The 26,904-nt window shown below is 67.4% G+C and carries 17 protein-coding genes; 12 read left to right on the top strand and 5 right to left on the bottom strand.

Translation table 11 applies throughout. The features are described from left to right. Positions 1–124 precede the first annotated feature (124 nt). Entirely contained in the window at positions 125–10,237 is a 10,113-nt protein-coding gene (locus MYCSP_RS20230) for a hypothetical protein (RefSeq protein WP_088414913.1), read from the top strand. Here MYCSP_RS20230 and MYCSP_RS20225 read toward each other — a convergent pair. Then, positions 10,234–11,022, bottom strand: coding sequence for an Rv0361 family membrane protein (locus MYCSP_RS20225; protein ID WP_088414911.1), 789 nt, complete (start codon positions 11,020–11,022; stop codon positions 10,234–10,236). The two genes, MYCSP_RS20230 and MYCSP_RS20225, sit on opposite strands and share 4 nt — an antisense overlap. A 104-nt stretch (positions 11,023–11,126) precedes the next feature. Here MYCSP_RS20225 and MYCSP_RS20220 point away from each other — a divergent pair, with 104 nt between their 5' ends. Further along, entirely contained in the window at positions 11,127–11,561 is a 435-nt protein-coding gene (locus MYCSP_RS20220) for a DUF3151 domain-containing protein (RefSeq protein ID WP_083018148.1), read from the top strand. A 149-nt stretch (positions 11,562–11,710) separates the two neighbouring features. Next, positions 11,711–12,631 carry a cation diffusion facilitator family transporter gene (locus MYCSP_RS20215; RefSeq protein WP_407661563.1) on the top strand — a complete coding sequence of 307 codons (921 nt, stop codon included), beginning with the start codon at positions 11,711–11,713 and terminating at the stop codon, positions 12,629–12,631. Positions 12,632–12,637: 6 nt separating this feature from the next. On the opposite strand, the gene MYCSP_RS20210 is transcribed toward MYCSP_RS20215, so the two are convergent. Then, complete coding sequence (locus tag MYCSP_RS20210; RefSeq protein ID WP_070909022.1) at positions 12,638–13,402, bottom strand: site-2 protease family protein; 765 nt, start codon at positions 13,400–13,402, stop codon at positions 12,638–12,640. A gap of 9 nt (positions 13,403–13,411) precedes the next feature. Further along, positions 13,412–14,083 (bottom strand): peptidase M50, encoded by a 672-nt coding sequence (locus tag MYCSP_RS20205; RefSeq protein ID WP_070909023.1) that lies wholly within the window; start codon positions 14,081–14,083, stop codon positions 13,412–13,414. A gap of 148 nt (positions 14,084–14,231) precedes the next feature. Between MYCSP_RS20205 and MYCSP_RS20200 the strand changes: the two genes are divergently transcribed. Beyond that, complete coding sequence (locus MYCSP_RS20200) at positions 14,232–15,527, top strand: adenylosuccinate synthase (protein ID WP_070909024.1); 1,296 nt, start codon at positions 14,232–14,234, stop codon at positions 15,525–15,527. After that, on the top strand, positions 15,524–16,195 hold the full coding sequence (locus MYCSP_RS20195; RefSeq protein WP_162266275.1) for a PaaI family thioesterase: 672 nt from the start codon (positions 15,524–15,526) through the stop codon (positions 16,193–16,195). Before MYCSP_RS20200 ends, MYCSP_RS20195 begins: the two co-directional genes overlap by 4 nt. A 4-nt stretch (positions 16,196–16,199) precedes the next feature. Here MYCSP_RS20195 and MYCSP_RS20190 read toward each other — a convergent pair whose 3' ends face one another. Next, complete coding sequence (locus tag MYCSP_RS20190) at positions 16,200–17,780, bottom strand: Na+/H+ antiporter (protein ID WP_070909026.1); 1,581 nt, start codon at positions 17,778–17,780, stop codon at positions 16,200–16,202. Between the two features lie 60 nt (positions 17,781–17,840). On the opposite strand from MYCSP_RS20190, the gene MYCSP_RS20185 reads away from it, so the two are divergent. From MYCSP_RS20185 to MYCSP_RS20155, 7 genes are all read left to right on the top strand, one after another. Further along, positions 17,841–18,158, top strand: a complete 318-nt coding sequence (locus MYCSP_RS20185; RefSeq protein ID WP_083018153.1) for a UBP-type zinc finger domain-containing protein — start codon at positions 17,841–17,843, stop codon at positions 18,156–18,158. Positions 18,159–18,220: 62 nt separating this feature from the next. Continuing rightward, positions 18,221–19,660: a formate-dependent phosphoribosylglycinamide formyltransferase gene (purT, locus tag MYCSP_RS20180; RefSeq protein ID WP_088414903.1), complete on the top strand. Its 1,440-nt coding sequence runs from the start codon at positions 18,221–18,223 to the stop codon at positions 19,658–19,660. Next, on the top strand, positions 19,657–20,106 hold the full coding sequence (locus MYCSP_RS20175) for an Rv0361 family membrane protein (protein WP_083018155.1): 450 nt from the start codon (positions 19,657–19,659) through the stop codon (positions 20,104–20,106). The genes purT and MYCSP_RS20175 overlap by 4 nt, the downstream gene beginning before the upstream one ends. A gap of 11 nt (positions 20,107–20,117) precedes the next feature. Further along, the gene (locus MYCSP_RS20170; protein WP_083018157.1) at positions 20,118–20,531 is read left to right on the top strand and encodes a rhodanese-like domain-containing protein; all 414 of its coding nucleotides are present in this window, start codon (positions 20,118–20,120) and stop codon (positions 20,529–20,531) included. After that, positions 20,528–21,793, top strand: coding sequence for an O-succinylhomoserine sulfhydrylase (locus MYCSP_RS20165; RefSeq protein WP_083018159.1), 1,266 nt, complete (start codon positions 20,528–20,530; stop codon positions 21,791–21,793). The genes MYCSP_RS20170 and MYCSP_RS20165 overlap by 4 nt, the downstream gene beginning before the upstream one ends. 63 nt (positions 21,794–21,856) lie before the next feature. Next, entirely contained in the window at positions 21,857–22,330 is a 474-nt protein-coding gene (locus MYCSP_RS20160; RefSeq protein ID WP_070909032.1) for a hypothetical protein, read from the top strand. A gap of 10 nt (positions 22,331–22,340) precedes the next feature. Further along, the gene (locus MYCSP_RS20155) at positions 22,341–25,334 is read left to right on the top strand and encodes an MMPL/RND family transporter (RefSeq protein ID WP_162266274.1); all 2,994 of its coding nucleotides are present in this window, start codon (positions 22,341–22,343) and stop codon (positions 25,332–25,334) included. On the opposite strand, the gene MYCSP_RS20150 is transcribed toward MYCSP_RS20155, so the two are convergent. Then, on the bottom strand, positions 25,331–26,836 hold the full coding sequence (locus tag MYCSP_RS20150; protein WP_088414901.1) for a carotenoid oxygenase family protein: 1,506 nt from the start codon (positions 26,834–26,836) through the stop codon (positions 25,331–25,333). The two genes, MYCSP_RS20155 and MYCSP_RS20150, sit on opposite strands and share 4 nt — an antisense overlap. Positions 26,837–26,904 lie beyond the last annotated feature (68 nt).

Here is a 26,904-nt window from a genome sequence, read left to right as displayed (position 1 = left end):
ATGGGCATTTAAGATTTTCTCAGGCGACTTTTATGCTTTTCAGCGCATAATTGCGTCACTACGTCTAATCTCCCGTTACCGGTCCACATCGGCGTGGACCGGAGGTTAGGCAAGTGAGGCAGTTATGCGGTCTTCGCGATCCCAAAGACTTACCGCAGTATTTGCGACGGCAGTCCTTCTCGCGGGTGGCAGCAGTTCGGTCTCCAAGTCGGTCATCGAGAAGCAACGATTGCTCTACAGCGGTGACACCAGCCTGACGGCGTATTCGGGATCCTTGCCGACGCTCGCTGTGACGCCCGTGGCGACGCCGACCTCCGAGGCGCAGGGCTATGCGGACACCGCCGCCGGTGCAGCAGCGGTGGCAGACCTGATGGCCAAGGCCGCCGCCGATGCCGCGGCACGCGCAGCATTACGCAAGGCGGAGGCGGACAAAGCGGCTGCGGAGGCCGCGGCGAATCCGGCAGTCGCGGAGAAACAAGCAGAGGCCGCGGCGGCGGCAGCAGCGGCCGAGCAGGCGCGGCATGAGGCCGACAGTGCGGCACAGGCGGCATTGGATGCACAGGCGGCCCTCGAAGCCGCGGCCGCCAATCAGAGTGTTGCAGCCGCGACCGCGGCTGCCAATGAAAAGGCCTACCAGGACGCCAAGGCCGCCGCCGATGCTGCGGCCGCCCAACAGCAGGCCGCCGATGCCGCAAAGGCCGCCGCCGAACAGGCCTTCGTCGATGCGCAGAGTCATGCTGCGGTGGGGGACAAGGCGTATCAGGACGCCAAGGCAGCTCTCGATGCGGCCACGGCGCAACAGCGGAATGCTGAAGCGGCCAGAGCCGCCGCGGATGCTGCCTTGGCCGATGCGCAGAGCAAGGCCACCGCGGCGGCCTCGGCATTATCGGCCGCGGCCGCCGCCAAGACCGCGGCCGATAACACTGCCGCGGATGCGTTGGCGGCCAAGACCACTGCCGATACTGCGCGTGCCAATGCGGACCAGCTCGCCCAGGATGCTGCTGCGGCTAAGGATGCCGCGGCGCAGCGTGCTGCTGATGCGGCCCGGGCTGCCGCCGATGCTGCGGCGGCCAAGACGGCTGCCGAGCAGGCTTTTGCCGATGCGCAGAGTCATGCTGCGGTGGGGGACAAGGCGTATCAGGATGCCAAGGCTGCGTTGGATGCCGCCAATGCCGATAAGGCGGCCAAGGATGCCGCCAAGGCCACCGCCGACGCCGCGCGTGCCGAGGCCGACAGGATCGCCCAGGCGGCAGCCGCTGCCGCGACCGATGCGGCCACCAAAGCGACCGCCGCGCAGCAGGCCGCCACCGATGCCGCGACACAAAAAGCCGCCGCCGATGCGGCGTTGGCCGATGCGTCGCGGGCTGCCCAGGGCGCGGCCGCGGCTAAGGATGCTGCGGCGCAGCGTGCTGCTGATGCGACCAAGGCGTCTGCGGATGCGTTGGCGGCCAAGACCGCTGCCGATGCGGCGTTGACAGACGCACAAGCCAAGGCTGCCGCAAGCGATAGGGCATTGGCGGAGGCTGCCGCGGCCAAGGGCGCCGCGGATGCGGATAAGGCGGCCAAGGATGCTGCGAAGACGGCCGCGGATGCGGCGTTGGCGGATGCGTCGCGGGCTGCCCAGGATGCGGCCGCGGCTAAGGATGCTGCGGCGCAGCGTGCTGCTGATGCGACCAAGGCGTCTGCGGATGCGTTGGCGGCCAAGACCGCTGCCGATGCGGCATTGACGGACGCCCAGAGCAAGGCGGCGGCCGCTACCTCAGCTTCGGCAACCGCGGCGGCGTCCAAAGACGCTGCCGACAGTGCAGCAGCAGATGCGTTGGCAGCAAAGACGACGGCCGACCAGGTGGCCACGCAGGCGAAGTCGGCCGCGGATGCGGCCGCCGCCGAGAAGGCGGCCAAGGACGCCGCCCAGGCCGCTGCGGATGCCGATAAGGCGACCAAGGATGCTGCGAAGACGGCCGCGGATGCGGCGTTGGCGGATGCGTCGCGGGCTGCCCAGGATGCTGCTGCGGCTAAGGATGCTGCGGCGCAGCGTGCTGCTGATGCGGCCCGGGCTGCCGCCGATGCTGCGGCGGCCAAGACGGCTGCCGAGCAGGCTTTTGCCGATGCGCAGAGTCATGCTGCGGTGGGGGACAAGGCGTATCAGGATGCCAAGGCTGCGTTGGATGCCGCCAATGCCGATAAGGCGGCCAAGGATGCCGCCAAGGCCACCGCCGACGCCGCTTTGACGGATGCGCAAACCAAGGCCGCCGCCAGCAGTAGCGCGCTGTCGGCCGCCACCGCGGCGAAGGTGGCTGCTGATGCGGCTGCTGCGGATGCGTTGGCGGTGAAGGCTGCTGCTGATCAGGCTGCTGCGCAGGCGAAGTCGGTTTCGGATGCGGCGAATGCGGATAAGGCTGCTAAGGATGCGGCGAAGGTGGCTGCTGATGCGGCTGCTGCGGATGCGTTGGCGGTGAAGGCTGCTGCTGATCAGGCTGCTGCGCAGGCGAAGTCGGTTTCGGATGCGGCGAATGCGGATAAGGCTGCTAAGGATGCGGCGAAGGTGGCTGCTGATGCGGCTGCTGCGGATGCGTTGGCGGTGAAGGCTGCTGCTGATCAGGCTGCTGCGCAGGCGAAGTCGGTTTCGGATGCGGCGAATGCGGATAAGGCTGCTAAGGATGCGGCCAAGGCGGCCGCTGATCAGGCTGCGGCGAATGCGGCGGCGGCCAAGACCGCTGCCGATACCGCGCTTGCCGGTGCGCAGTCCAATGCTGCGGCGAGCAATCAAGCGCTGGCCGATGCGCAGGCCGCCAAGACAGCCGCCGATGCCGACAAGACGGCCAAAGACGCTGCCAAGACCGCAGCCGATCAAGCAGCAGCACAAGCGGACACGGCAGCAAGAGCGGCTGCGGATGCCGCGACCCTGGCGGGCCAACGGGCCGTAGATGCGGGCACGGCCGCCAGTGAGGCCGCCGCCGCCAAGTCGGCCGCCGACGGTGTGCTCGCCAATGCCGGCACCGCGGCTTCAGATGCGGCCGCGGCCAAGACCATCGCGGACCAGAAGGGCGCCGAGGCAGCCCAGGCTGCTGCGGATGCGTTGGCGGTGAAGGCTGCTGCTGATCAGGCTGCTGCGCAGGCGAAGTCGGTTTCGGATGCGGCGAATGCGGATAAGGCTGCTAAGGATGCGGCGAAGGTGGCTGCTGATGCGGCTGCTGCGGATGCGTTGGCGGTGAAGGCTGCTGCTGATCAGGCTGCTGCGCAGGCGAAGTCGGTTTCGGATGCGGCGAATGCGGATAAGGCTGCTAAGGATGCGGCGAAGGTGGCTGCTGATGCGGCTGCTGCGGATGCGTTGGCGGTGAAGGCTGCTGCTGATCAGGCTGCTGCGCAGGCGAAGTCGGTTTCGGATGCGGCGAATGCGGATAAGGCTGCTAAGGATGCGGCCAAGGCGGCCGCTGATCAGGCTGCGGCGAATGCGGCGGCGGCCAAGACCGCTGCCGATACCGCGCTTGCCGGTGCGCAGTCCAATGCTGCGGCGAGCAATCAAGCGCTGGCCGATGCGCAGGCCGCCAAGACAGCCGCCGATGCCGACAAGACGGCCAAAGACGCTGCCAAGACCGCAGCCGATCAAGCAGCAGCACAAGCGAAGTCGGCTTCGGATGCGGCCAATGCGGATAAGGCTGCTAAGGATGCGGCCAAGACGGCTGCTGATCAGGCTGCGGCGAATGCGGCGGCGGCCAAGACCGCTGCCGATACCGCGCTTGCCGGTGCGCAGTCCAATGCTGCGGCGAGCAATCAGGCATTGGCGAATGCACAGGCCGCGCTCACCGCCGCCAACACCGCCAAGCAGAACGCGGATGCCGCGAAGGTCACTGCAGACAAGACACTGAGCGATGCACAGAAGGTCGTCGATGCCATTCAGAAGGCCAAAGATGACGCGGCCGCCGCGGCCGCCGAAGCCCAGCGCACACAAACCGCTTACCAGCAGGCGCACGCCGCCACGGTCACGGCGCAGCAGCAGCGCGACCAGGCGCAGGCAGACGTCACGTACTACACGACCAACCTGATCGGCATTGCCGCGAACCTGGCCTCGCTGGGCACTCTTCTTGCTAGTGCCCAGCAGCGACTGACTCAAGCCAATGCCACCCTTACTCAGGCGCAGGCAGACGAGGCTGTCGCGAAGACGGCCGCCGACAACGCCGCCGCCGCCAAGACGGCCGCCGATGCGACCGCTGCGACGGCCATCAGCCAGGAACCGGCGGCTATCGCGGCACGTGATGCGGCACAGACCAATGCGACTACCGCGAACAACAACGTCACGGCCGCCGCGCAGCAGGTCAGCAACGCGCAGCAGGCCGTGGCCACCACCACCGCGGCCAAGGCGGTGGCGGATCAGGCATTGACCGACGCCACGAACGCCGCTGCGGCTGCGGCAGCGGCCAAGACCTTGGCGGATCAGAATGCGGCGGCGGCGCAGACCGCTGCTGATGCGGCGGCGGCGGTGAAGGTCAATGCCGACAAGGCGTTGGCCGATGCGAACAAGGCCGCCAGCGATGCTGCCGCGGCCAAGGCCCTCGCCGATCAGCGGGTTGTCGATGCGCAGCAGGCCGTCACGGACGCTACGGCAGCCAAGACGGTGACGGATCAGGCCCTGGCGGCCGCGACGCAGGCCGCTACGGATGCGGCGGTAGCGAAGACGGCTGCCGATCAGAATGCGGCGGCGGCGCGGACGACTGCTGATGCGGCCGCGGCGGTGAAGGTCAACGCGGACAGCGCATTGGCAACCGCGACGCAGGCTGCTTCGGATGCGGCGGTGGCGAAGACGGCTGCGGATCAGAATGCGGCGGCGGCGCGGACGGCTGCTGATGCGGCCGCGGCGGTGAAGGTCAATACCGATAAGGCATTGGCCGACGCGAACAAGGCGGCCAGCGATGCGGCTGCGGCCAAGACGGTCGCGGATCAGGCCGCCGCGGACGCGGCAACTGCCGTCACCAACGCGGACGCAGCCAAGGCCGCTGCCGACCAGGCGTCGGCCAATGCGGCGGCTGCGGCGACGGCGGCGGCGGGCGCTGCCACAACCGCCGCTCAGAACGCTGCCGACGCGAAGGCTGTCGCGGAAGCCGCTGCCACCGCTAAATCGGCGGCGGATGCGGCTCTGGGAGACGCCCAGACCAAGGCGGCCGCCGCGGCTTCCGCGCTGACCGACGCCACCGCTGCCAAGACGGCGGCCGACGCGGACAAGACGGCCAAAGACGCTGCCAAGGCTGCTTCGGATGCCGCGTTGGCTGATGCGAACAAGGCGGCTGGTGATGCGGCTGCGGCCAAGACGGTCGCGGATCAGAATGCGACTGCTGCGGCGACGGCGGTGGATGCCGCTGCGGCGGTGAAGGCGAGCACGGATGCCGCGTTGGCTGATGCGAACAAGGCGGCTGGTGATGCGGCTGCGGCCAAGACGGTCGCGGACCAGAATGCGACTGCTGCGGCGACGGCGGTGGATGCCGCTGCGGCGGTGAAGGCCAGCGCGGACAAGGCGCTCACGGATGCCAACAAGGCGGCCGCGGACGCTGCAGATGTGAGGACTGCCGCGGACCAGGCGGCTACCGCTGCGGGCAGTGCCGCCGCTGATGCGGCGGCGGCCAAGCTGGCTGCGGACAAGGCGTTGACGGATGCGAACAAGGCAGCCGGCGACGCGGCTGCTGTTGCCGCGGGCACGGCCGATAGTGCTGCTGCGGCGAAGGTGGCCGCCGACGCGGCGGCTGCGGTCAAGGCCAGCGCGGACCTTGCGTTGGCAGACGCGGATAGGGCTGCGGCCGATGCTGCTGCGGCCAAGGCGATTGCCGATCAGAAGGCGGCCGACGCCAGGGCTGCTGCCGATGCGGCCATTACCGACAAGGCTGCTGCCGATCAGGTGCTGGCGGATGCGGATAGGGCTGCGTCGGATGCTGCTGCGGCCAAGGCGATTGCCGATCAGAAGGCGGCCGACGCCAAGACGGCCTCTGATGCGGCAGCAGCGGCAAAGGCCGCCGCGGATACGGCGTTGACGGATGCCGACAAGGCTGCGGTGGATGCCGTCAACGCCGCGAGGGAGGCCGCCGACAAGTCCGCGGCGGCACAGGCTGCCGATGACGCGGCGGCTGCGGTCAAGTCCGCTGCGGACCAGGCATTCTCGGACGCGGGTAAGACGGCCGCGGACGCGACGACGAGCGCCAACGACGCCGCGGACAAGGCGACCGCCGCCAAGACGGCCGCCGACGCCGCTGCCGCGGTGAAGTCCGCTGCCGACGCGGCGTTGACGGATGCGGATAGGGCCGCCGCAGCTGCCGGTGACGCCAAGAACGTCGCGGATCAGAAGGCCGCCGAGGCGGGTAGCGCCGCCGACGCCGCCGCTGCGGCCAAGGTGGCTGCCGACAAGGTATTCGCCGATACGTCGAAGGCCGCATCGGACGCCGCCGCTGCGGCAACCGATGCCGCCGATAAGTCCGCAGCCGCACAGGCTGCCGATGACGCGGCAGGGGTGGCCAAGGCTGCCGCCGACAAGACGCTGGTGGATGCGGGCAAAGCTGCGTCGGATGCGGTGGCGGCCAAGGCCGTCGCGGATCAGAATGCGACTGCTGCGCAGACCGCGGTGGATGCCGCCGCGGCGGTGAAGGCCAGTGCGGATCAGGCACTGACGGAGGCGAACAAGGGCGCGACCGACGCCGACACCGCGGCCAAGGACGCCGCCGATAAGGCAGCACTGGCCATCCAGGCCGCTGTTGATGCGACATCTGCCAAGGAGACGGCCGATCAGTTGGCCGCCGATGCGGCAAAGAACGCCTCGGATGCGTTGGCGGCCAAGGCTGCTGCGGACCAGAAGGCCGCCGAGGCCAAGGCTGCTTCCGACGCCGCTGCTGCGACGAAGGTCACGGCGGACCAGTCATTGGCTGCCGCGGATAGTGCCGTTGCCGGGGCGGTTTCGGCCTCAGACGCCGCGGCCGCGCAGGCGGCTGCGGCCGCGAAGGCTGCTTCCGACGCTCAGGCCGCGAAGACAGCCGCGGACCAAGCGCTGGCCGAAGCCGATCAAGCGGCCAAGGATGCCCTCGCCATCGCTGATGCGGCCAATCAGGCGTCCGCGAATGCGAATCAGGCGGCCTCGGATGCCGCTGCGGCCAAGACCGCCGCGGATCAAAAGGCGGCTGACGCAGCCAAGGCCGCGACGGACGCTGCCGGTATCAAGGACGCCGCCGACCAGGCCGTTGCCGATGCCAAGGCCGCAGCAGATGCGGCCGCAGCGGCCAAGGCAGTCACCGACGGTGCGCTGGCGGATGCCGACAAGGCGGCCAAGGATGCTGCCGCGGCCAAAGATACTGCGGACCAAAGGCTTTCCGACGCAGCCACCTCGGCAGACGCCGCGGCGGCTGCGAAGGCCGCGGCCGACAAGGCTTTGGCCGATGCCGCTGCGGCGGCGAAGACCGCTGTGGATACGGCTACTGCCGCCGGCGACAAGGCGGCTCAAGATGCCAAGGCTGCCGCCGACGCGCAGGCGGCCAAGGCCGCGGCCGACAAGGCGCTGGCCGATGCGGCGAAGGCGGCCCAGGATGCTCAGGCCGCCAAGGACGCGGCGACGGCCACGGCCGCTCAAACCGCGGACGCCGTGAAGACGGCGACCGATGCCGCGGCCGCTGCGCAGGCGGCGGCAGAGCAGGCGCTCGGCGATCAGCAGGCCGTCATCGACGCGGCAGCTCAGGCAGGAGTCGACAAGGCCGCCGTCGACGCGGCCGCGGCAGACGCACTCCGATCCGCCGCGGCCGCTGCCGCGTCTGCCGAACGTGCTGCCAACGCTGCCAAGGTGTTCGCCGAGGCTCAGGCCGCCGCCGACCGTGACCGAGCGGCCGCTGAGCAGGCGCTGAAGGACAAGGACGCCGCGACTCAGGCGGCCGCTGCCGACTCCGCGAAGGCCGCCGAGGATCGTGCCGCCGCCGCACAAATCGAGGCGGCAAGCGCCTCCAGCGCGGCGGCCGTCCAAGCCGCCGAGGGGCAGGCGGCGTTCCAGAAGCTGGCGGCCGAGAAGGCGGCAGCCGACCGCGCCGCCATGGACAAGTCCGCCGAGGAAGCCAAGCAACGTCTCAATGTCATTGCCGCCGACTGCCTTCCGATCTTCGCCGACGCCGCCGCGGCGGCTCAGACCGATCCAAAGGCGCAGGCGGATCAGAGCGTCCAATCCAATGAGATTCGAGTTGGTGCAGCCGCCCAGCTGGCGCAGGTCCGGGATACCCAGCAGTCATCCGCCGAACGTGCGGTCGCGGACAAGACAGGTGTCGCCGAGAGCGCGGGTACCACAGCGAGCGCAGCGGTCTCCGATGCGTCTGCCGCCCGTGCGAAGGCCGTTCAAACCGCGAGCCAGGCCGCCGTAGCGCAGACAGCGCTGGATACCGCGATCAGTGCGGGGGCTCCGGCGCCCGAGGTGACCGAGGCGCAGAACGCCGCCCGGATCGCCGCCGAGCAGGCCGATGAGGCTGAGCGGGCGGCCCAGGCCGCCGAGGCGTTGGCCGCCCAGGCCACGGCCGCCGCACAGACGGCCGCCAGTGACCGGATAGCAGCGGAAGCCGCAGCCAAGGCCGCCGCCGATCAAGCGGCCGCCGCCCGGACAGATGCGCAGAAGGCAGCCGACGAGCTGGCGGCGGCTCAACAGAAGGCGGACGGTTACGCAGCGGCCAAGGCCGCAGCCGACAAGGCCGCCGCGGACTATGCGGCTGCCGCCGCGCGCGACCGGTTGGCATCGGCGAAGTCGGCCGAGGAGAAGGCGATCGCCGAACGCGCCTATGCCGAGTGCGTTTCAGGGATGGCGGGCAAGTGCGGATCCACCAACGTCGGAAACGGCGGATCGGCCTGGAACCTCTTCGGTGGACGCCCGCTGTTCGGTCCGGGCGGGTTGATCATCGGCGACGGCTCACCCAACGCCGCCGGTGTCTACACCCAGCGGCCGTTGTTCGGTCCTGGCGGACTGATCATCGGCGATGGCGGTCTCGGCCAGGACGGCGGCTTCCTGATCGGTAACGGCGGCAAGGGGTTACCCGGTCAGAAGGGCGGCAATGCCGGCCTGCTGTTCGGCAACGGCGGTGCCGGTGGTGACGGTCTGCCCGGTCAGAAGGGTGGAGACGGCGGTAACGCCGGATTGTTCGGCAACGGCGGTGCCGGCGGTAAGGGCGGCGACGCCTCGGCGACCGCGGACGGCAAGACCGGCGTCGGTGGTGCGGGCGGTAATGGTGGCAAGGGTGGCGCGCTGGCTGGAGACGGTGGTGCCGGCGGTAAGGGCGGAGAGGGCAGCAATTTCTTCACCGGTACCTCGACTGGTGGAGCCGGTGGTGACGGCGGCAGTGCCGGCATGCTCGGCAACGGCGGTGCCGGTGGCCAGGGAGGCACCTCCAACTCGTTCGACACCCGGACGGCCGAACCGGGCACCGGTGGCAACGGCGGAACCGGTGGTAGCGGTGGTCTGGTGGCCGGAACCGGTGGTGCGGGCGGCGCCGGTGGCGAGGCCAAGACGACCTACGGAGAAACCAAGGGTGGCACCGGAGGCACCGGCGGTGCCTCGGGCGGCTTGGCCGGTGACGGCGGTTCTGGTGGCGCGGGCGGCGCCTCGTCCAGCTTGGGAGGCACCGCGACCGGAGGCACCGGTGGTAACGGCGCCGATTCGCATGCCGTCGTCGGCAATGGTGGCAGCGGCGGCGCCGGAGGCAAGGCCGAGACCACAAACGGACTCGTGAAGACGGGACCCGCCACGGGTGGAAACGGCGGCAAGGGCGGCACGTCGGGCACGGTCGGGAACGGCGGCGGCGGTGGTGCGGGCGGTGACGCCAGCGGAAACGGGGACACCGGCAAGACCAACACCGGCGGCAAGGGCGGTACCGGCGGAGACTCCAAGGGCCTCGGCAATGGCGGCGCTGGCGGCCGTGGTGGTCACTCCCAGGCCACCGACGGCGACAGCAAGGGCGGAGCCGGTGGCGCCGGTGGCACTGGCGGCCCGATCCATCGGGGCGGCAATGGCGGCAATGGTGGCAACTCGTCGTCGGTCAAGGGTTCACGCGGTGCGGGTGCAGGGGGCCCCGGTGGGCGCGGTGGAACGCAGGGCACGCCCGGCAGCGCAGGTCAGACCGGTGGCGGCTCGTCCAGCAGCTCGCAGAGCTCGAAGTCGTCGGGCACCTCGTCCGGTGGTTCGTCGTCCGGTGGTTCCAGCTCGTCGTCGGGCGGCGGTTCCTCGTCGAGCTCCGGCAGCTAGTCGGACTGGCAGATCTTCCACTGGTTGTCGCGCAGCTGCAGATCGAAGCTTCGCGATGACCGGGTCTGCGGCGCGAACGCCATGAAGGAGGTGACGTTGGCCTCGGCATGCTCGCCGTTGACGACGACCTCGTCGATGCTGGCGACCACCGGGTACTGCTTGGCGGCGGCCACCTTCTGATACGTCTGGGACCATTCGGCGTCGGGGTAGCGCACGTAGCCGTCGCGGGTCTCGCCGCAGGTGATCGTGCGTAGGGCGGCCAGGTTGCCGGTCTGGATGGCGTTGTCGTAGTTCTGAATGCTGGTGCGCACCAACTCTTCTTGGGATGCCTTCGGTGCGCTGGTGCGAGAGATGATGACTGCGGCCAGGACGATGACCGCAGCCAGCGCGGCGACGACGAGGGCCAGTGCGATTACCCAGCCCCAGCTCCGCTTCTCTTCCTTGCGCGGAGCGATGGTCTCGGGGGTTGCCGCCTTGGGGCGCGCCTTGGTCGCCAGCGGCTGGATGAACTCGGTTTTCGGATCGTCGCCGACGGGCACGATCATCTCGGTCTTGTTGGCGTCGAATCCGGGAGCCGTGTAGCGCGGAACGTCGGGCTTGGCCGGCGCCATCACGACGGTCTGAGCGTCGTCGAGCGGCGGAACCGGACCGGTGTCTGTGTTGTCCTCGGCGTCGGAGATCTCCGGGGTGTTCGCGGCGCCTTCCGGCTGCTCGGCGGAGTCCACGGGCTCTTCGCCCTGTGGGTCGGGCTTGGCCTCGGAATTTCCACCGGTGGGGTTCGCCATGCGTTTCGTTCCTTATCCGTGCTTAGCGCTCTTTCGCGCAGGCGCGATCGACCGCGCCCACCCTATCGCGATCACCGGGGACGGTTGGCGTCAGAATGGCTGCTATGAGTCCAACGCATGATCTGCTGGGTCCCGAGCCGGTGCTGCTGCCCGGAGATGACGACGCCGAATCGGCCCTGCTCAACGGTCAGGATCCGGCCGCGGTGGCGGCGGCGTATCCCGCCGCGTCGATCGCCTGGGCCGAACTCGCCGAGAATGCGCTGGATGACGACGGGTCCGACAACCGCACGGCCAGCATCGTCACCGCGTACGCCTTCGCGCGCACGGGGTATCACCGTGGCCTGGACCAGTTGCGACGAAACGGGTGGAAGGGCTTTGGTCCGGTGCCGTACTCGCACGAGCCCAATCGCGGCTTCCTGCGTGCGGTGGCCGCCCTGGCCCGTGCCGCCAAGCTGATCGGTGAGGATCACGAATTCGCGCGGTGCTGCGATCTGCTCGACGACTGCGATCCGGCCGCCCGTCCCGCGTTGGGTCTGTAACCCACTCCCGTCGACACGCCGTCTCGTGGCGGGGATAAGCGACACGAACCCGCCGCGGCACGGCGTGTCGGCGCGGTGAGGGCGCAGGGAGGACTCATTGCCCTATGCGAACTTTTGCATATAAGTTCGAGGGGTCGAGAGGAGTCGCAGTGGGAGTCGGACACGATCACGGGCATGGGGCCGCCGCGGCCAATCCGGCCGACGTGCGGGTGGGACGCATGTGCGTCTCCCTGGGCATCGTCGGCTCGTTCTTCGTCCTCGAACTCGTCGTCGCGCTGCTGATCAATTCGCTGGCCCTGTTGGCCGACGCCGGTCACATGCTCACCGATCTCGTCGGACTCATCATGGGGCTCAGCGCCATCCTGCTGGCTCGTCGCGGAAGTACCTCGGCGGCAAGGACCTACGGCTGGCACCGTGCCGAGGTGCTCACCGCGATCGTCAACGCGGCGCTACTCACCGGCATCTCCGCCTTCGTGATGTACGAGGCGGTGGAACGCCTGACCGGTGGCGCACCCCCGGAGGTTCCGGGGATGCCGATGATGATCGTCGCGTTGGCCGGGCTGGCCGCCAACGTGGTGGTGATCTGGTTGCTGCGTTCGCATGCCGAGGGCAGTCTCGCGGTCCGCGGCGCATACATGGAGGTGCTGGCCGACGCGGTCGGTAGCGTCGGCGTGCTGGTGGCGGCGATCATCACTCTCACCACCGGCTGGAAGTACGCCGATATCGTTGTCGGCGTTCTTATTTCGCTGTGGATATTGCCGCGGGCGTTCTCGCTGGCGCGGGCCGCGCTGCGCATCCTGACCGAGACCTCGCCCAAGCACATCGACGTCGAGGAGCTGCGTTCCGCACTGCTGGCGGTGGACGGTGTGAGCAGCGTGCACGATCTGCACGTGTGGACCCTGGTGCCGGGCAAGGACATGGCCACCGCACACCTGACCAGCACCGCCGACGCCGCGCTGGTGCTGGCGGCGGCACGCTCCGTGCTCGCTGACCGTGGCCTGTCGCACGCCACCATTCAGGTGGAACCGCCTGAGGCGCAAGAGCACTGCGAAGAACACGCCAACTGGTAGCCCCGGCTAGAGCAGCTTGCTCCAGAAGCGGAACAGCCAGCCACCGATCTGGGCGAGCCCGGGGTCGACGCCGAACGACGCGACGACCCAGTACACGGCGCCGAAGAACGCCCTGTTGATCGGCGGCGACATCAGCAGCAGGAACAAGATGAGGAACCCGAACGTCTTGGCGTTGCCGAGTGTGCGCTGCGTGTTGGGGCTCAGGTGCGGTTCGAGCGCGCCGTAGCCGTCCAGGCCCGGCACCGGTAGCAGGTTGAGCACCACCGCCGTCACCTGGAGAAATCCGAGGTAGGCCATGGCCGCCCAGAAGACGATGTGGTCGCGATCGGCGAAAAGTGCTGTCGTCCCGAGAATTAACACGGCCAGCGCTGCATTCGCGCTCGGTCCGGCCAGACTCACCATGGTCCGCTGCCGGTTGCTCATGCCGGCGGTGTGGACGTACACGGCCCCGCCCGGGAGTCCGATGCCGCCGAGCGCGATGAACACCAGCGGCAGCACGATGGACAGCACCGGATCGGTGTACTGCAGCGGGTTCAACGTCAGATACCCCCGCGCCCGGGTGTCACCGAAACGCCACGCGGTGTAGGCATGCCCGAACTCGTGCAGGCACAGCGAGACCACCCACCCGGTGAACACGAAGACGAACACCCCGCCGCGTGCCAACGGCTCGGTGGAGTTGCCGCCCAGCCATGCCAGCACCGCCCCGGCGATGGTGAGCGCGACCAGCGCCAGAAAGACGGGGCTGGGGCGTACCGACTGCTTGACGTTCACGGCCAAAAGCTACCGGACAAGCAACCAGCCCTGTTGGTGCCGATAGAACGTGGAGCGGGTGACCGGGCGAGGGCCCGCGACGCCGTCACGGACGACGACGGCACCCTCGGTGCCCAACTGTGCGGCCCGCCCGGTCGCCCAGCGGCGGGGAAGGAGACGGATGCGGCTTCGTACGGACGCGCGCAGGCCCGGCACGGACTCGGTGGGCTCGACGTCGACCAGTGCGGCACCGTCGAAAAGCAGGGTGTCATCCACGGTCGCCTCGCCGGTCACCCCGTTGCCGTCGCCGCTCTGCCACGAGGCGCGGCCGGCCAGGGCCGTCCCGGTGTCGTCGCGGATGAGCGGCACCCGGTCCGCGTGTCCCTCGCGTGCCCGGCGTGCCGCGCCGAAGCCGATCCGATAGATCCGCCGCACATGCGAACGCCGATCCGGCACGAAACCCAGCTCCACGTCCAGCCTTTCGGCACGCATCAGGTAGGTGAGCACCTGTGCCAGGTCTGCATCGGAGCCGACCACGACCAGCCGGGTGGCACCGTCCGGGAGCGCGCCGACAAGCGCGCGCACCGCATCGGATTCCTCCACCCGTTCCACCGGGAGATCCCGCAAAACGCGGGGCAGCCGGCGCGCACCGAACAGCAAAACCCGTGCCGATGCCTTCTCGGCGACACCCGGGGTACTCACCAAGGACCTCCTTCAGCTGTCTGAATGCGCACAAAGCGTGTGGCCTGCGATACAGTGGCTCACCGGCTGAACAACATTTTGCACGCGCAGCGCTGCGCCGCGATGGCCCGCGGTGGGGGCTGCCAACAGGGAAGCGCAGAGAACGCACATGCCGGCAATAGTCCTGATCGGCGCTCAATGGGGCGACGAGGGGAAAGGCAAGGCGACCGACCTGCTCGGTGGCTCGGTTCAATGGGTAGTCCGCTACCAAGGCGGTAACAACGCCGGACACACAGTCGTGTTGCCCAACGGGGAGAATTTCGCCCTGCATCTCATCCCGTCGGGCATCCTCACCCCGGGGGTGACGAACGTCATCGGCAACGGTGTCGTGGTCGACCCCGGCGTGCTGCTGACCGAGCTCGCGGGCCTGGAGGAGCGGGGGATCGACACCTCGGGTCTCATCCTGTCCGCGGATGCGCATCTGTTGATGCCGTACCACGTCGCGATCGACAAGGTGACCGAAAGGTACCTGGGGTCCAAGAAGATTGGCACCACCGGCCGCGGTATCGGTCCCTGCTACCAGGACAAGGTGGCGCGTATCGGAATCCGGGTCGCCGATGTCCTCGACGAGGAGTCTCTGCGCCAGAAGGTCCATGCCGCACTGGAATTCAAGAACCAGGTACTGGTCAAGATCTACAACCGCAAGGCCCTGGACCCGGATCAGGTGGTCGACGGGGTGCTGGAGCAGGCTGAAGGATTCAAGCACCGCATCGCCGATGCCCGTCTGCAGCTCAACCAGGCGCTGGAGCGCGGTGAGACGGTGCTGCTGGAGGGATCGCAGGGCACGCTGCTCGACGTCGATCACGGTACGTATCCCTTTGTGACGTCCTCGAACCCGACTGCGGGCGGTGCGTCGGTGGGATCCGGTATCGGGCCCACCCGGATCACCACCGTGCTCGGGATCCTCAAGGCGTACACCACCCGCGTGGGCTCGGGTCCGTTCCCCACCGAGCTGTTCGACGAGCACGGCGCCTACCTGGCCAAGACGGGCGGCGAGGTGGGCGTGACCACCGGCCGCGCCCGGCGTTGCGGCTGGTTCGACGCCGTCATCGCCCGGTACGCCACGCGGGTCAACGGCATCACCGACTACTTCCTGACAAAACTGGACGTGCTGTCCAGCCTGCAGACGGTACCGATCTGCGTCGGCTACGAGGTGGACGGCAAGCGCACCAACGAGATGCCGATGACCCAAAGCGAGATCTACCGCGCCACACCGGTTTACGAGGAGCTTCCGGGCTGGTGGGAGGACATCTCGGGTGCCCGGGAATTCGCCGAACTACCCGCCAAGGCGCAGGATTACGTGCTGAGGCTGGAGGAGCTGGCGGGTGCACCGATGTCGTGCATCGGTGTCGGGCCGGGCCGCGATCAGACGATTGTGCGGCGGGACATACTCTCGGGGTCATGACTGCTGACGGGGACAGGCTCGCCGCGCTCCACGAAGAGATGAATCGGGCGATCCGTGAGATCGAAGGCGAGCACAGTGGCGGGTTCCCGCAGTACTCGCCGTCCTCGGTAGGCCCGGGGTTCGGGCGCTTCCTGACCGCCATGCGGCGGTTGCAGGACCTCGCGGTGTCGGCCGATATGGAGGACCCGCGCTGGGATGAGGCGGCCGACCTCACCGAGAAGCTCGTCGAGCTGATGGACCCGTACGAGTCACCCGAGGGGGTCGGTCCCGCCAACCGGGTGGCCGACGAGCCCGCCAACGGGCATCTGCTGCTGCCGCCGTGGTTCATCGACAAGGCCGGCCCGGACGGTATCGAGGCGCACGGCGACTTCCCACGGTTCTACCTGGGGGGCAACGGTGCCGTGCACGGCGGCATTCTGCCGCTGTTGTTCGACCATCTCTTCGGGATGACGGTGATCATGGCGGGTCGCACGATCAGCCGCACCGCCTTCCTGCACGTCAACTACCGCGAGGTGGTGCCGGTGGGGGTGCCCTTGACGGCCAGCAGCCGCATCGACGAGGTGGACCGCCGCAAGGCCTTCGTCTCGGCCGAACTGTACGACGCGCACGGCACCGTGCTGGCCGATGCCAACGGGCTGATGGTGCAGCTGCTGCCCGGTCAGCCCTAGCCCGCTAGCGGTCGGCCTGGTTCATGGTGGCCTCTTCGAGGTCGAGGCCGCGTAAGACGGTGCGCAGCACCTCGTCGTCGATATTGCCCGCATCGCGTTCGGCGATGAACACCTCCCGCTCCGTCTCGAGCATCTCCAGACGCAGGTTCCGGAAGGCGGCCATCGGACTCTCGCCGGCGTCCTCGTCGCTGCGCCCGAGACGCTCCCATGCCGCGTTGCGACGCCGGGTGTTCCAGTGCCGCAATATCTCTGCGGCCCGGCTGCGTACGTTGGTGTCCTCGATGCCGTCGTTGTCGTCGAGCAGTTCCTCGAGACGGTCGGCGGCCGCGCGGGCGGCCTTGTCCTGAGCGGCGGCCTCGGCGAGTGCGTCCTTGCGCTCGTCGTCGCTCTGCACGCCGAGCACCCTGATTACCCACGGCAGCGTAAGTCCATGCAGGAGAAGGGTTCCCACCACGACCACAAAGGTGAGGAACACGATGTGCGGATGCCCGGGCAGTGGCTCGCCGGTAATGGTGGTCAGCGGCACCGCGAAGGCCATCGCCAGTGACACCACGCCACGCATCCCGGCCCATGCCACCACGAAAACCCCTCGGGCCGAAGGTCGTTGGCCGGGTGGGCGCATGTAGGCGAACGCGAATACGAACACGATGCGCACCGCTATCACCGTGGTCAGCACCGCAATCGAGGAGAGCAGGATGGTGTTGAAGGACAGGCCTCGCAGCCCCTCGATGACCTTGGGCAGCTGCAATCCGATGAGCAGGAACGCAAAGGATTCCAGCAGCAGTTGCACGGCCTTCCACACCGCGTCGTCCTGCAGTCGGGTGGCGTATCCGGCCCGCACCGAGCGGTGACCGAGCATGAGCCCCGCGACCACCACGGCGATCACACCGGAGCCGTGCACCTCCTCGGCGAGCAGGTAGGCGAAGAAGGGCACCACCAGGCCGATCGCACTCTCGGAGAGCGGATCGTCCAGCTTGCACCGGATGACGTTGACCAATTTGCCGATGACGAATCCGACGAATACCCCGCCGATGGCCGCGAGCGCGAAGATCTTGAACCCGTCGGCCACGGTGGCACCGAGCCCGATCGCCGCGGCGATCGCGACCCGATAGGCGGTGAGCGCGGTGGCGTCGTTGAGCAGACTCTCACCGCCCAGCAGCGTCATGATGTTGCGCGGCAGACCCAGGCGACGGCCGATGGCGGTGGCCGATACCGCGTCGGGCGGGGCCACGATGGCACCGAGCACCATCGCGCCGGCCAACGGCAGTTCGGGGACGGCGTAGAACGCCACGAAGCCCACCGCGACGGTGGTGACCAGGGGAAGCAGCACGGCCAGGCTGCCGACTGCCCTGATGTTCTTGCGCAGATTGACGTACGAGCTCTCCAGCGCCGTCGTGTAGAGCAGCGGCGGCAGGATCACGAACAACACGAGGTCCGGATCCATTTCGATGGACGGCAAGCCAGGGATGGCGGTGGCCGCCAGACCGGCCACGACCAGCACCAACGGCGTGGGAAGCCCGAATCGCCGAGAAATCGCGGCCAGAACCAGGGCAACCGTGAGTACCGCCAGCAGGGAAACGTTCACCTTCGTATTCTGTGCGGAGAGCGGTTCCGGCGCCTAAGTGGGCACGTTGAGAGGGCAGAGATGAAGCGGCTGTTTCGGCGTGGATCGCCCGCGCCCGCGTCGACACCGGGACCGGATCCCTGTCCGGAGCTGGCGGCCGCCACCGGGCACGACCCACAACCCCGCACCCCCGGTCAGTGCGAGGACTGCGCGGCGCTGGGCGAGCAGGTGTGGGCACATCTGCGGATGTGCCTGGAATGCGGCCGGGTCAGCTGTTGCGATTCCAGCCCCCACCAGCACGCCACCGCGCATTTCCACGCCACCGGACACCCGGTGATGCGTTCTCACGAGCCGGGCGAGAGCTGGCGCTGGTGCTACGTCCACAGCACTCTCGGTTGAGGATGTGTGGCAATCTGGCACGCTAGGCACGGTCCAATAGGGCGACAGATCGACCGGAAGGCGTGAGGGGCATCGTGGTGACGCAGGAGGGTTCGCCCCCCAGCGAGCAAGGGATGACGGGGTCAACCGACACCGTGAGGCCCGCGCCCGCAGCGGCGGCACCGGTGACCGAAGACGCCGTGCGCGCCACCAACGGCGCGAAGGTCGGCAAGGCCGTCAAGACCGTGAAACCCGAGGCGAAGGCACCCGCAGACGAGGCTCCGACCCGGGACGGCACCGAGGACACGGCAGCGGACGCCCCGGCGGCCACTTCCGTGGCGGCACCCGTCGATCAGCCGGAGTCCGCCGCCAACCGCACCACCGTGATGCTGCTCGGTTCGGGCGAGCTGGCCAAGGAACTGGCCATCTCCTTCCAACGTCTGGGCGCCGAGGTCCTCGTGGTGGACAGCGCAAGCAGCGGGCCCGCCCACGGCGTGGCGGACCGTTCCGTGCTGGCGCCGATCGGTGAGTCGGAGCATCTGTTCGAGCTCGTCGAGAAGGAACGGCCCCGATTCGTGGTGCCGCTGGTGGAGACGGCGTCGGGGGAGGCGCTGGACAAGCTGGCCGACGGCAAGATCGCCCAGGTGATCCCGACCGCCAAGGCTGTCCGGCTGGCCGGTGATCGCGAGGGGATGCGGCGGATGGCCGCCGAGGAGCTTGGCCTGCCCACGCCCGCGTACTGGTTCGCCGACTCGGTCGACGAGCTGCACAAGGTGCTCGAAACGTCGGGCTTCCCGGCGGTGGTGCGCCCGGTGTCGGCGGCATACGGCCAAGGGCAGTCGGTGGTGTTGCGTGACGGCGATGCCGAACCGGCATGGGAGCAGGCCATCGCCGCGAACATCGGCGGCAACCAGCGGGTGCTGGTGGAGACCGTGGTGGAGATCGACTACGAGATCACGCTGCTCACGGTGCGCACGGCCGGTGTGGGCGGCGCCACCCGGCTGTACTTCTGCGAGCCCATCGCACATCGGCAGAGCGGCACCGACGCGATGCAGATGTGGCAGCCGCAGCCGCTGAGCCAGGCGGCTCTGGAGCTGGCCCGCTCGATCGCCGCTCGTGCGGTCAATGCCCTTGGCGGGCACGGTGTTTACGGTGTCGAGCTATTTGTCCGCGGCGACGAGGTGTACTTCTGCGATGTGAGCGCGCGGCCGTACGACTCGGGGCTGGTGACCGTGCGCTCGCAGCGACTGTCGGAGTACGACATGCACGCGCGCGCGGTGCTGGGAGCGCCGATCGACACCATTTTGGTGTCGCCGGCCGCCGCCGAGGTGGTCTACGGCGACGGGCCCGGTCCGTCGCCCCGCCAACTCGATGAGGCGTTGCAGATACCGGAGAGTGATCTGCGGGTGTTCGGGAACGCGGAATCCCATCGCCGTCGCCGCGTCGCGGTGGCACTGGCGACGGCCCCCAACACCGCACTGGCGTTGAGTCGGGCACAGCAGGTCGCCAGGCACCTGCGGTGACGCCCGAGGACCAGGCAGATTCCGAAGATCGCGGGAGCATCGGCCCGTTCATCGCCGGAGCGGTGATCTTTGGAATCGTGGTGATCGGTATCGCGGTGTCGGCGATCTTCCGGTCGGGTGACGGCCTCACCGAAGAGGGACGAGTCGGCAAGGCCGTCGTCGCGCAGAACGACGCGCTGCAGCGACGCGCGTATGCCGACTACGTGGCCTACAGTTGCCGCGCCATCGTCGCACCGGAGCGCAATGTGATTGCCGCTCAGGACAAATCCGAGACATCGCACGGGAATCGCTACGTCGACGACGTCAAGGACGTCAAGATCAGTGGCGACACCGCGACCGCTGCGGTGACCTATCACTACATGAAATCAGAGGACAACAAGCTCACCGCGAACGTCTCCTTCGTCAAGGAAGACGGCTCGTGGAGGGTCTGCTCGCAGTACCAATAGACTGGCTCTTCGTGGGCTACGCAGGAGATATCACCCCCGAGGCGGCGTGGGCGCTGCTGAAGGACAACCCGGACGCCGTGCTGGTCGATGTGCGCACGTCGGCGGAGTGGAAGTGGGTCGGTGTTCCCGATCTCACCGAGCTCGGTCGCGACGTCGTGTACGTCGAGTGGGTGCGGTCCAACGGCGAACGCAATAGCGAGTTTCTCGCCGAGCTCGAGGCCGCGGGCGTGACCCCCGGTGATCGGCCGGTGGTGTTCCTGTGCCGGTCCGGAAACCGGTCGATCGGCTCGGCGGAGCTGGCCACCGAGGCAGGAATCGCCCCGTCCTACAACGTGCTTGACGGGTTCGAGGGCAATCTCGACGAGAACGGGCACCGCGGCGGCGTCGGCTGGCGCGCCATCGGCCTGCCCTGGCGGCAGTCATGACGAAAGACCAGAAGGACATTCCCGCTGTGTCAGATTCTCTTCGCCCAGGCGGCTCATCGGTGCGGATAGCCAAGGCACTGCCCGACGGCGTGAGCCAGGCGACCATCGGCGTGCGCGGCGGGCTGCTGCGCTCCGAGTTCGAGGAAACCGCCGAGGCGATGTACCTGACCTCGGGGTATGTGTACGAAAGCGCGGCGGCTGCCGAGCGGGCCTTCACCGGAGAGGTCGACCGGTATGTGTACTCGCGCTACGGCAACCCGACGATTTCCATGTTCGAGGAACGGTTGCGACTGATCGAGGGGGCCGAGGCCGCGTTTGCGACGGCAACGGGCATGTCGGCCGTCTTCACCGCGTTGGGTGCGCTCTTGGGCGCCGGCAACCGGCTCGTGGCCGCACGCAGTCTTTTCGGTTCCTGTTTCGTGGTGTGTAACGAGATCCTGCCCCGTTGGGGCGTCGAGACCGTGTTCGTGGACGGCGAGGACCTCTCCCAGTGGGAGGAGGCGCTTTCGGTTCCCACGCAGGCGGTATTCTTCGAAACTCCTTCCAACCCAATGCAATCGCTTGTCGACATCGAGGCTGTGTGCAAGCTGGCGCATGCCGCGGGTGCAAAGGTGGTGCTGGACAACGTCTTTGCCACGCCACTGCTACAGCAAGGCATCCCGCTAGGTGCCGACGTGGTGGTCTACTCCGGCACCAAGCACATCGACGGCCAAGGGCGGGTGCTCGGCGGCGCGATTCTGGGCGAGGCCGAATACATCGAGGGCCCCGTCAAGACGCTGATGCGGCACACCGGACCCGCGCTGAGCCCGTTCAACGCCTGGACATTGGTGAAAGGCCTTGAGACCCTGGATCTCCGGGTTCGGCATGCCAATGAATCGGCCTTCAAGATTGCGCAGTTCCTGGAACAGCATCCCGCGGTGCGCTGGGTGCGCTATCCGTTCCTGCAGACGCATCCGCAGTACGAATTGGCCAAGCGGCAGATGCGCGGCGGTGGCACCGTGGTGACCTTCGAGCTCGACGCCGACGGCGATGCGGGCAAGCAGCGCGCCTTCGAGGTGCTCGACGGGACCTCGCTCATCGACATCTCGAACAACCTGGGCGATTCCAAGTCGCTCATCACCCATCCCGCCACAACGACCCACCGTGCCATGGGGCCTGAGGGCCGGGCCGCGATCGGGCTGTCGGACGGCGTGGTGCGTTTGTCGGTCGGACTGGAGTCCACCGACGACCTCATCGCGGACCTGGAGCGGGCGCTGAGCTAATTCGGGGCTAGCTTTAGTTAGCAGGGGCTAGCACTGCGTTAACTTCCTTTGTAGTATCCCGTCATGACGCAACGAAGCGTTCATTTCGCGGTACTGGTGTTTGCCGCCGTGGTGATGTCGCAGGCCCTGGCGGCGTGCTCGATGTCGGATTTCGTAGGTGGCGCGGTGGAGCGCACCACATATCCGCCCATCACCCCGCTACCGCCCCCACCGCCCGGCGCCAGCACGCTGCCCACGGACTTTCCCCGCGACATTCCCGTCGTCAAGGGCACATATCGCCAAGACGCCGAAGGCGATTCCCGGATCTTGGCCGTTGGCGGCGTCGACGCTTCGGCGGTAGCCGCCGCGGGCAAGCTGCTCACCGACGCCGGATTCGAGCATCAAACCGTGATGGGGCAGGACGCGTACCTCAACAGCAAGTACACCGTGCTGGTGGTCGGCGACGACCTGGGCGGCACGTTCACGCTGCGGTACACGGTCATGTCGATGGCCGGCATGCCGTCCATGCCGAGTGTCACTTTCCCGCCGTTGATCTAAGGAGCTGACGATGTCGCACCAATACAGTCCGGCCTTCGAACGGGCGGGGCGGTTTGTGGCCAAGCACGCGAAGCTGGTGATATTGGCCTGGCTGGCGGTCGGGGTTCTGGTCAACACGGCCTGGCCCCAGTTGGAGAGGGTGGCCAACGAGCACTCGGTCAGTCCGCTGCCGACGGGCGAGGTGAGTCCGGCGCTCGCGTCGATGAAGGAGATGGGAAAGGCCTTCGGCCGTCCCGGAATCGACAATGCCGTCATCATCGTGATGCACAGTGACAAGGGGTTTGACGCCGATGCACAGGCCCGGTATTCCGCGCTGATCCAACGGCTGGGGGCGAACAAGGAGTACGTCACCTTCGTCCAGGACCAGCTGGGCGATCCGAGGATGCGCAACAATCCGGTGGCGCGCAAACAGGTCCTCAGCGAGGACGGCACCACCTGGTACGCGATGGCGGGGCTGGCCGGAGATCTCGGTACCCCGTTGGCGCAGCGGGCATATCGCTCGGTCGACGATTTGGTGAAACAGACCTTCGCCGGCTCGGCCACCACGGCGAACATCACCGGTGCGGCCGGGACCGTGACCGATATGGGCAACGCCGCCCTGGGCGACCTTCCCAAGATCGGTGCGGTGACCGTGGTGGTCATCGGCCTGATTCTGTTGTTGGTGTTCCGGTCGTGGTTCACCGCGATGCTGCCCCTGCTGGTGATGGGAGTGAGTCTGCTCATCGCCCGCGGGGTCATCGCCGGGCTCGCCGAGCGCGGGCTGGTTCCGGTGTCCTCGGTATCCGCCGGACTGATGATGGCCGTGCTGATGGGGGCCAGCGTCAACTACACGGTTTTCCTGGTCAGCCGGTACCACGAACGGGTACGCGCGGGGGAGGCGCCGTCTGATGCCCTGGCGCATGCCTGCGGCTCGATGACCCGCGTCATCCTGGCGACGGCAGCCACAGTGGCGATCGCGAACATCGCGCAGTTGACCGCCAAGCTAGCGTTTCTCGCGGCGGCAGGTCCTGCGGTGTCCATGGGTGTCATCGTCGCGTTCTTCGTGGTCACCACGATGCTGCCGGCGACCCTGAGTCTGGCCGCCAAGCGGGGATTGGGACTGCCCGGATCTGATCGGGCCGACGTGTACTGGCACCGCATGGGTGTGAACATCGTGCGGCACCCCTGGCCCTTTTTCGGGGTGGCGACCGTCATCCTGTTGGCGGCCGCGTCCTTCGTGCCGTTCATGAGACCGAGTTTCGACATGTCGAAGGTGCTACCGGAATCGGCCCAGTCGAATCAGGGCATGCGCACGCTCAACGCGCATTTCCCCGCCAATTCGATAATGCCCCAATATCTTTTGGTCCAGGCCTCTTCCGATCTGCGCAATCCGCGTGCGCTGGCCGATCTGGACCAGATGGCCGAACGTATCTCCCAGCTCAAGGGAGTCGGGAAGGTCGTGGGCATCACCCGACCCGACGGGAACAAGCTCACCCAGGCCACCTTGGCGTGGCAGATCGGGTATATGGGAACCCAGATCGACAAGACGAGCGGTCAGGTCAATGCGGACCTGCGGCCGCAGTTGGAGCGGATGTCCAAGCTCGCCGACGTCATGTCGGCCATGACCAACGAACTGGGCGACGGAGACCTGGTCCGGATGCAGCAGATGATGCCGCAGATGTTGTCGATGGCCAAAGAGCTTGAAGGACAGCTTGATCGGTATCAGTCGCTGATATCGCAGATGGGCACGGTGGCAGGCATGGTGGATCAGTTGGCCAAGATGGGTCCCTCGGTGGAGGCCACCTTCACCGCGCTCGACGCCGGGGCATCGCTGACCCAGACGCTGGCCGAATCCCCCTTCTGCCCGGTACAACCTGATTGTGTGAAGCTACGCGATCAGCTGGTCACGCTGCGCGACACCGGGCCGCTTTCCTCGGTGGAAAGTCTGCGTGAATCGGTCCGTGCGGTCACCGGGGGCAAGACGATCACCCAGCTGCTCGGCGATATGAACAGTCAGTTCAAGCAGATTCGCGGACTATTGGCGAAGTTGCCCGAGATGGAACGCAAGTTCGAGCGCATATCCGGATACTTCCAGCAGCTGCAGGGTCTGGGCATGGACATGAACTCCGTCAAGACGATGGGCGTGCGCATCCGGGACCTGAACACCCAGCTCGAAGACACCGTACGGTCGATGGGTGAGGCCGCCGTGACCCTGCAGGCCATCGGGAGGGACTCCAATTCAGCTGCGGCATCAGGCTTTTCCGTGCCGGAGGCGATGTTGCAGAATCCGGGGTTCAAGGAGCTGAGTTCGGCATTCCTGCAGGACGGTGGGCATACCGCCATGTACCTCGTCCAATCACCGCTCAACCCCTATGGGCCAGAAGCGATGCAGCTGAGCCGCGATATGGAGCGCGTCGGCAACGAGGCCACACCCAACACCGCGCTGGCCGGTGCCAAGGTGTCGGTGGGTGGGTTTCCTGCCATCAACGCGGACCTGAAGAAGGCCTATGACAGCGATCTGCGGGAGATCATCGTCGTCACGTTGCTCATCATCTTCCTGGTGATGTGCCTGCTGCTGCGGGCCGTGGTGGCGCCGCTGTACCTACTGGGCACCGTGCTCCTGACCTATATCGCCTCACTGGGCATCGGCGTGTTGGTATTCCAGGTACTTCTTGGCCAACAACTGGATTGGGCGGTTCCGGCGATGACCTTCGTACTCATCGTGGCGGTCGGGGCCGACTACAACATGCTATTCATCTCTCGCCTGCGCGAGGAGAGCGCCCGCAACATGAGAGTGGGCATCATCCGGACCGTGCGGCAGACCGGGTCGGTGATCACCTCGGCGGGGCTGGTGTTCGCCGCCAGCCTGTTGGGCATGATGGTCGGGTCGGTCAATCAGATGGTGCAGATGGGATTCATCATCGGCGTGGGCATCCTGTTGGACACCTTCGTCGTCAGGACCCTGATGGTGCCGACGCTGGCGCAGGCCTTCGGCAAGCTCAGTTGGTGGCCGTCCAAGGCCTAAGGCAACAGGGCCGGATGAGGTAGTGGCGCAGACGGGTCCGCGACCCGCCGAGTGAAGGTCCCGTGGAAGCCGATCGGCAGATGATGGGTCAGATGGGCTACCGCCAGCGGGCCTCTCTCGAGGTCCCGGGCATCCAGTATGACCAGTTGTGAACGGTTTTCGACCAGGTCGTGATTGACGGCCAGCAGCCAGCCGTCATCTTGTGCGGTGCCCTTGTCGCGCGGCACGAAGATGGGCTCGCATACCGATGCCGTTCCGAAGCCGCAATGCGTCATGGCGCCGGCGCGGTGATCGAACTTGAAGATGCCGTTGTAGTGGCCGTCGTGTGCCAACGTTCCAGCGCAGTAAGTGATCTGGTGATTGCGGGTGGACTGTCGCCAATCATATTGCGGGAATTCGATCTTCGCTGATTGCGAGACCACTTCTTCGGTGATCCTGCCTGCCGGTGAGATGCGGAAACGCACCAGGTGACTGTCGGGCCACTGCCTGATCACCAGGTGATGGTGAGGGTTTGAGTGGGGCGCGGGTTTCAATGCGGCCGTCAGCGACCGCCGCAGGAAATTCAGACTCTCGTACCGCACGAACTCCACCACCGCATCGGGCCCGTCCTGGAACGCGTTGGTGACGTGGATGTGCAGCTGCGGGTCATGTTCGAATACCAGGGGTTTGGAGCCATCGCGGGGTACCAGGATGAACTTGGTGCTCCCGTTGGTGAGCTGGTACTCGAGGCTTTCGTCGAATCGCTTGCCGCGCAGAAGCTGTCCGATGTTGGGCCGGATCGGGTCCAGGACGAAGACCAGGTACTTCTCGGTCAGCGCGAAGTCGTGATTCCAGCCCATGTCCCACAACGTCACCGAATTGATCTGGGAAAGTTTCCCATCGGTGCCCACGCGATAGCAGCGCAGACGCGGGGTGGGAAACACGTCCACGCCGAAGTTGAACATCTCGCCGGTGACCGGGTCCCATTTCGGGTGGGCGGAGAAGGCGCCGACGTAGCCCAATCTGCCGTCAAAATCGTGAGTGCCCAGTGTTTCCAGGGTGTCCGGGTCGAGGCGATGCGGTGGACCGCCCTCCCACAGGGCCAGCATTTCTCCGGCGAGGGGCACGATGTTCGTGTTGGCGGTGTTGGCGGGTGGCCTCAGATTGGCGAAGAGCTTCCCGGGCACGTTGGTGGTGATGCCGCGTCGTCGCATCGGTGCGTTCTGCAGTCCGTCGCGAAACTGCGCGGTGCGTACATACCGGTTGGTGAAGCGCACCGAGGAACCGTCGAGGACGAAACGGGAGACCATGCCGTCGGTGTCGAACATCGTCCGCAATACCGTTGTGCCGACCTCGAACTTCCCTGGTCCGATCCGGAACAGGGTTCCGGTCAGACCCTCCGGGAGCTTGCCGTCCACATGGGTGACCTCGTAGTCGAACTCACGCAATTGCGACTCGAACGGCCGGGAAATCAGGTCGTCGAAGCCTGATTCCGCGGTCGAATGTTCGGGGGCGAGTGTCATGAGTGCTCCTAGACGGCGGTGTCTGCTCTTTCTGATGACAGGTGTCCTCAGTATTGGCCGAGTAGCTT

This window comes from Mycobacteroides saopaulense (genome assembly GCF_001456355.1).
GTDB classification, from domain to species: Bacteria; Actinomycetota; Actinomycetes; order Mycobacteriales; family Mycobacteriaceae; genus Mycobacterium; species Mycobacterium saopaulense.
The sequence above is the reverse complement of the archived record's forward strand: the minus strand, read 5'-3'. Positions and strand labels throughout refer to the sequence as shown.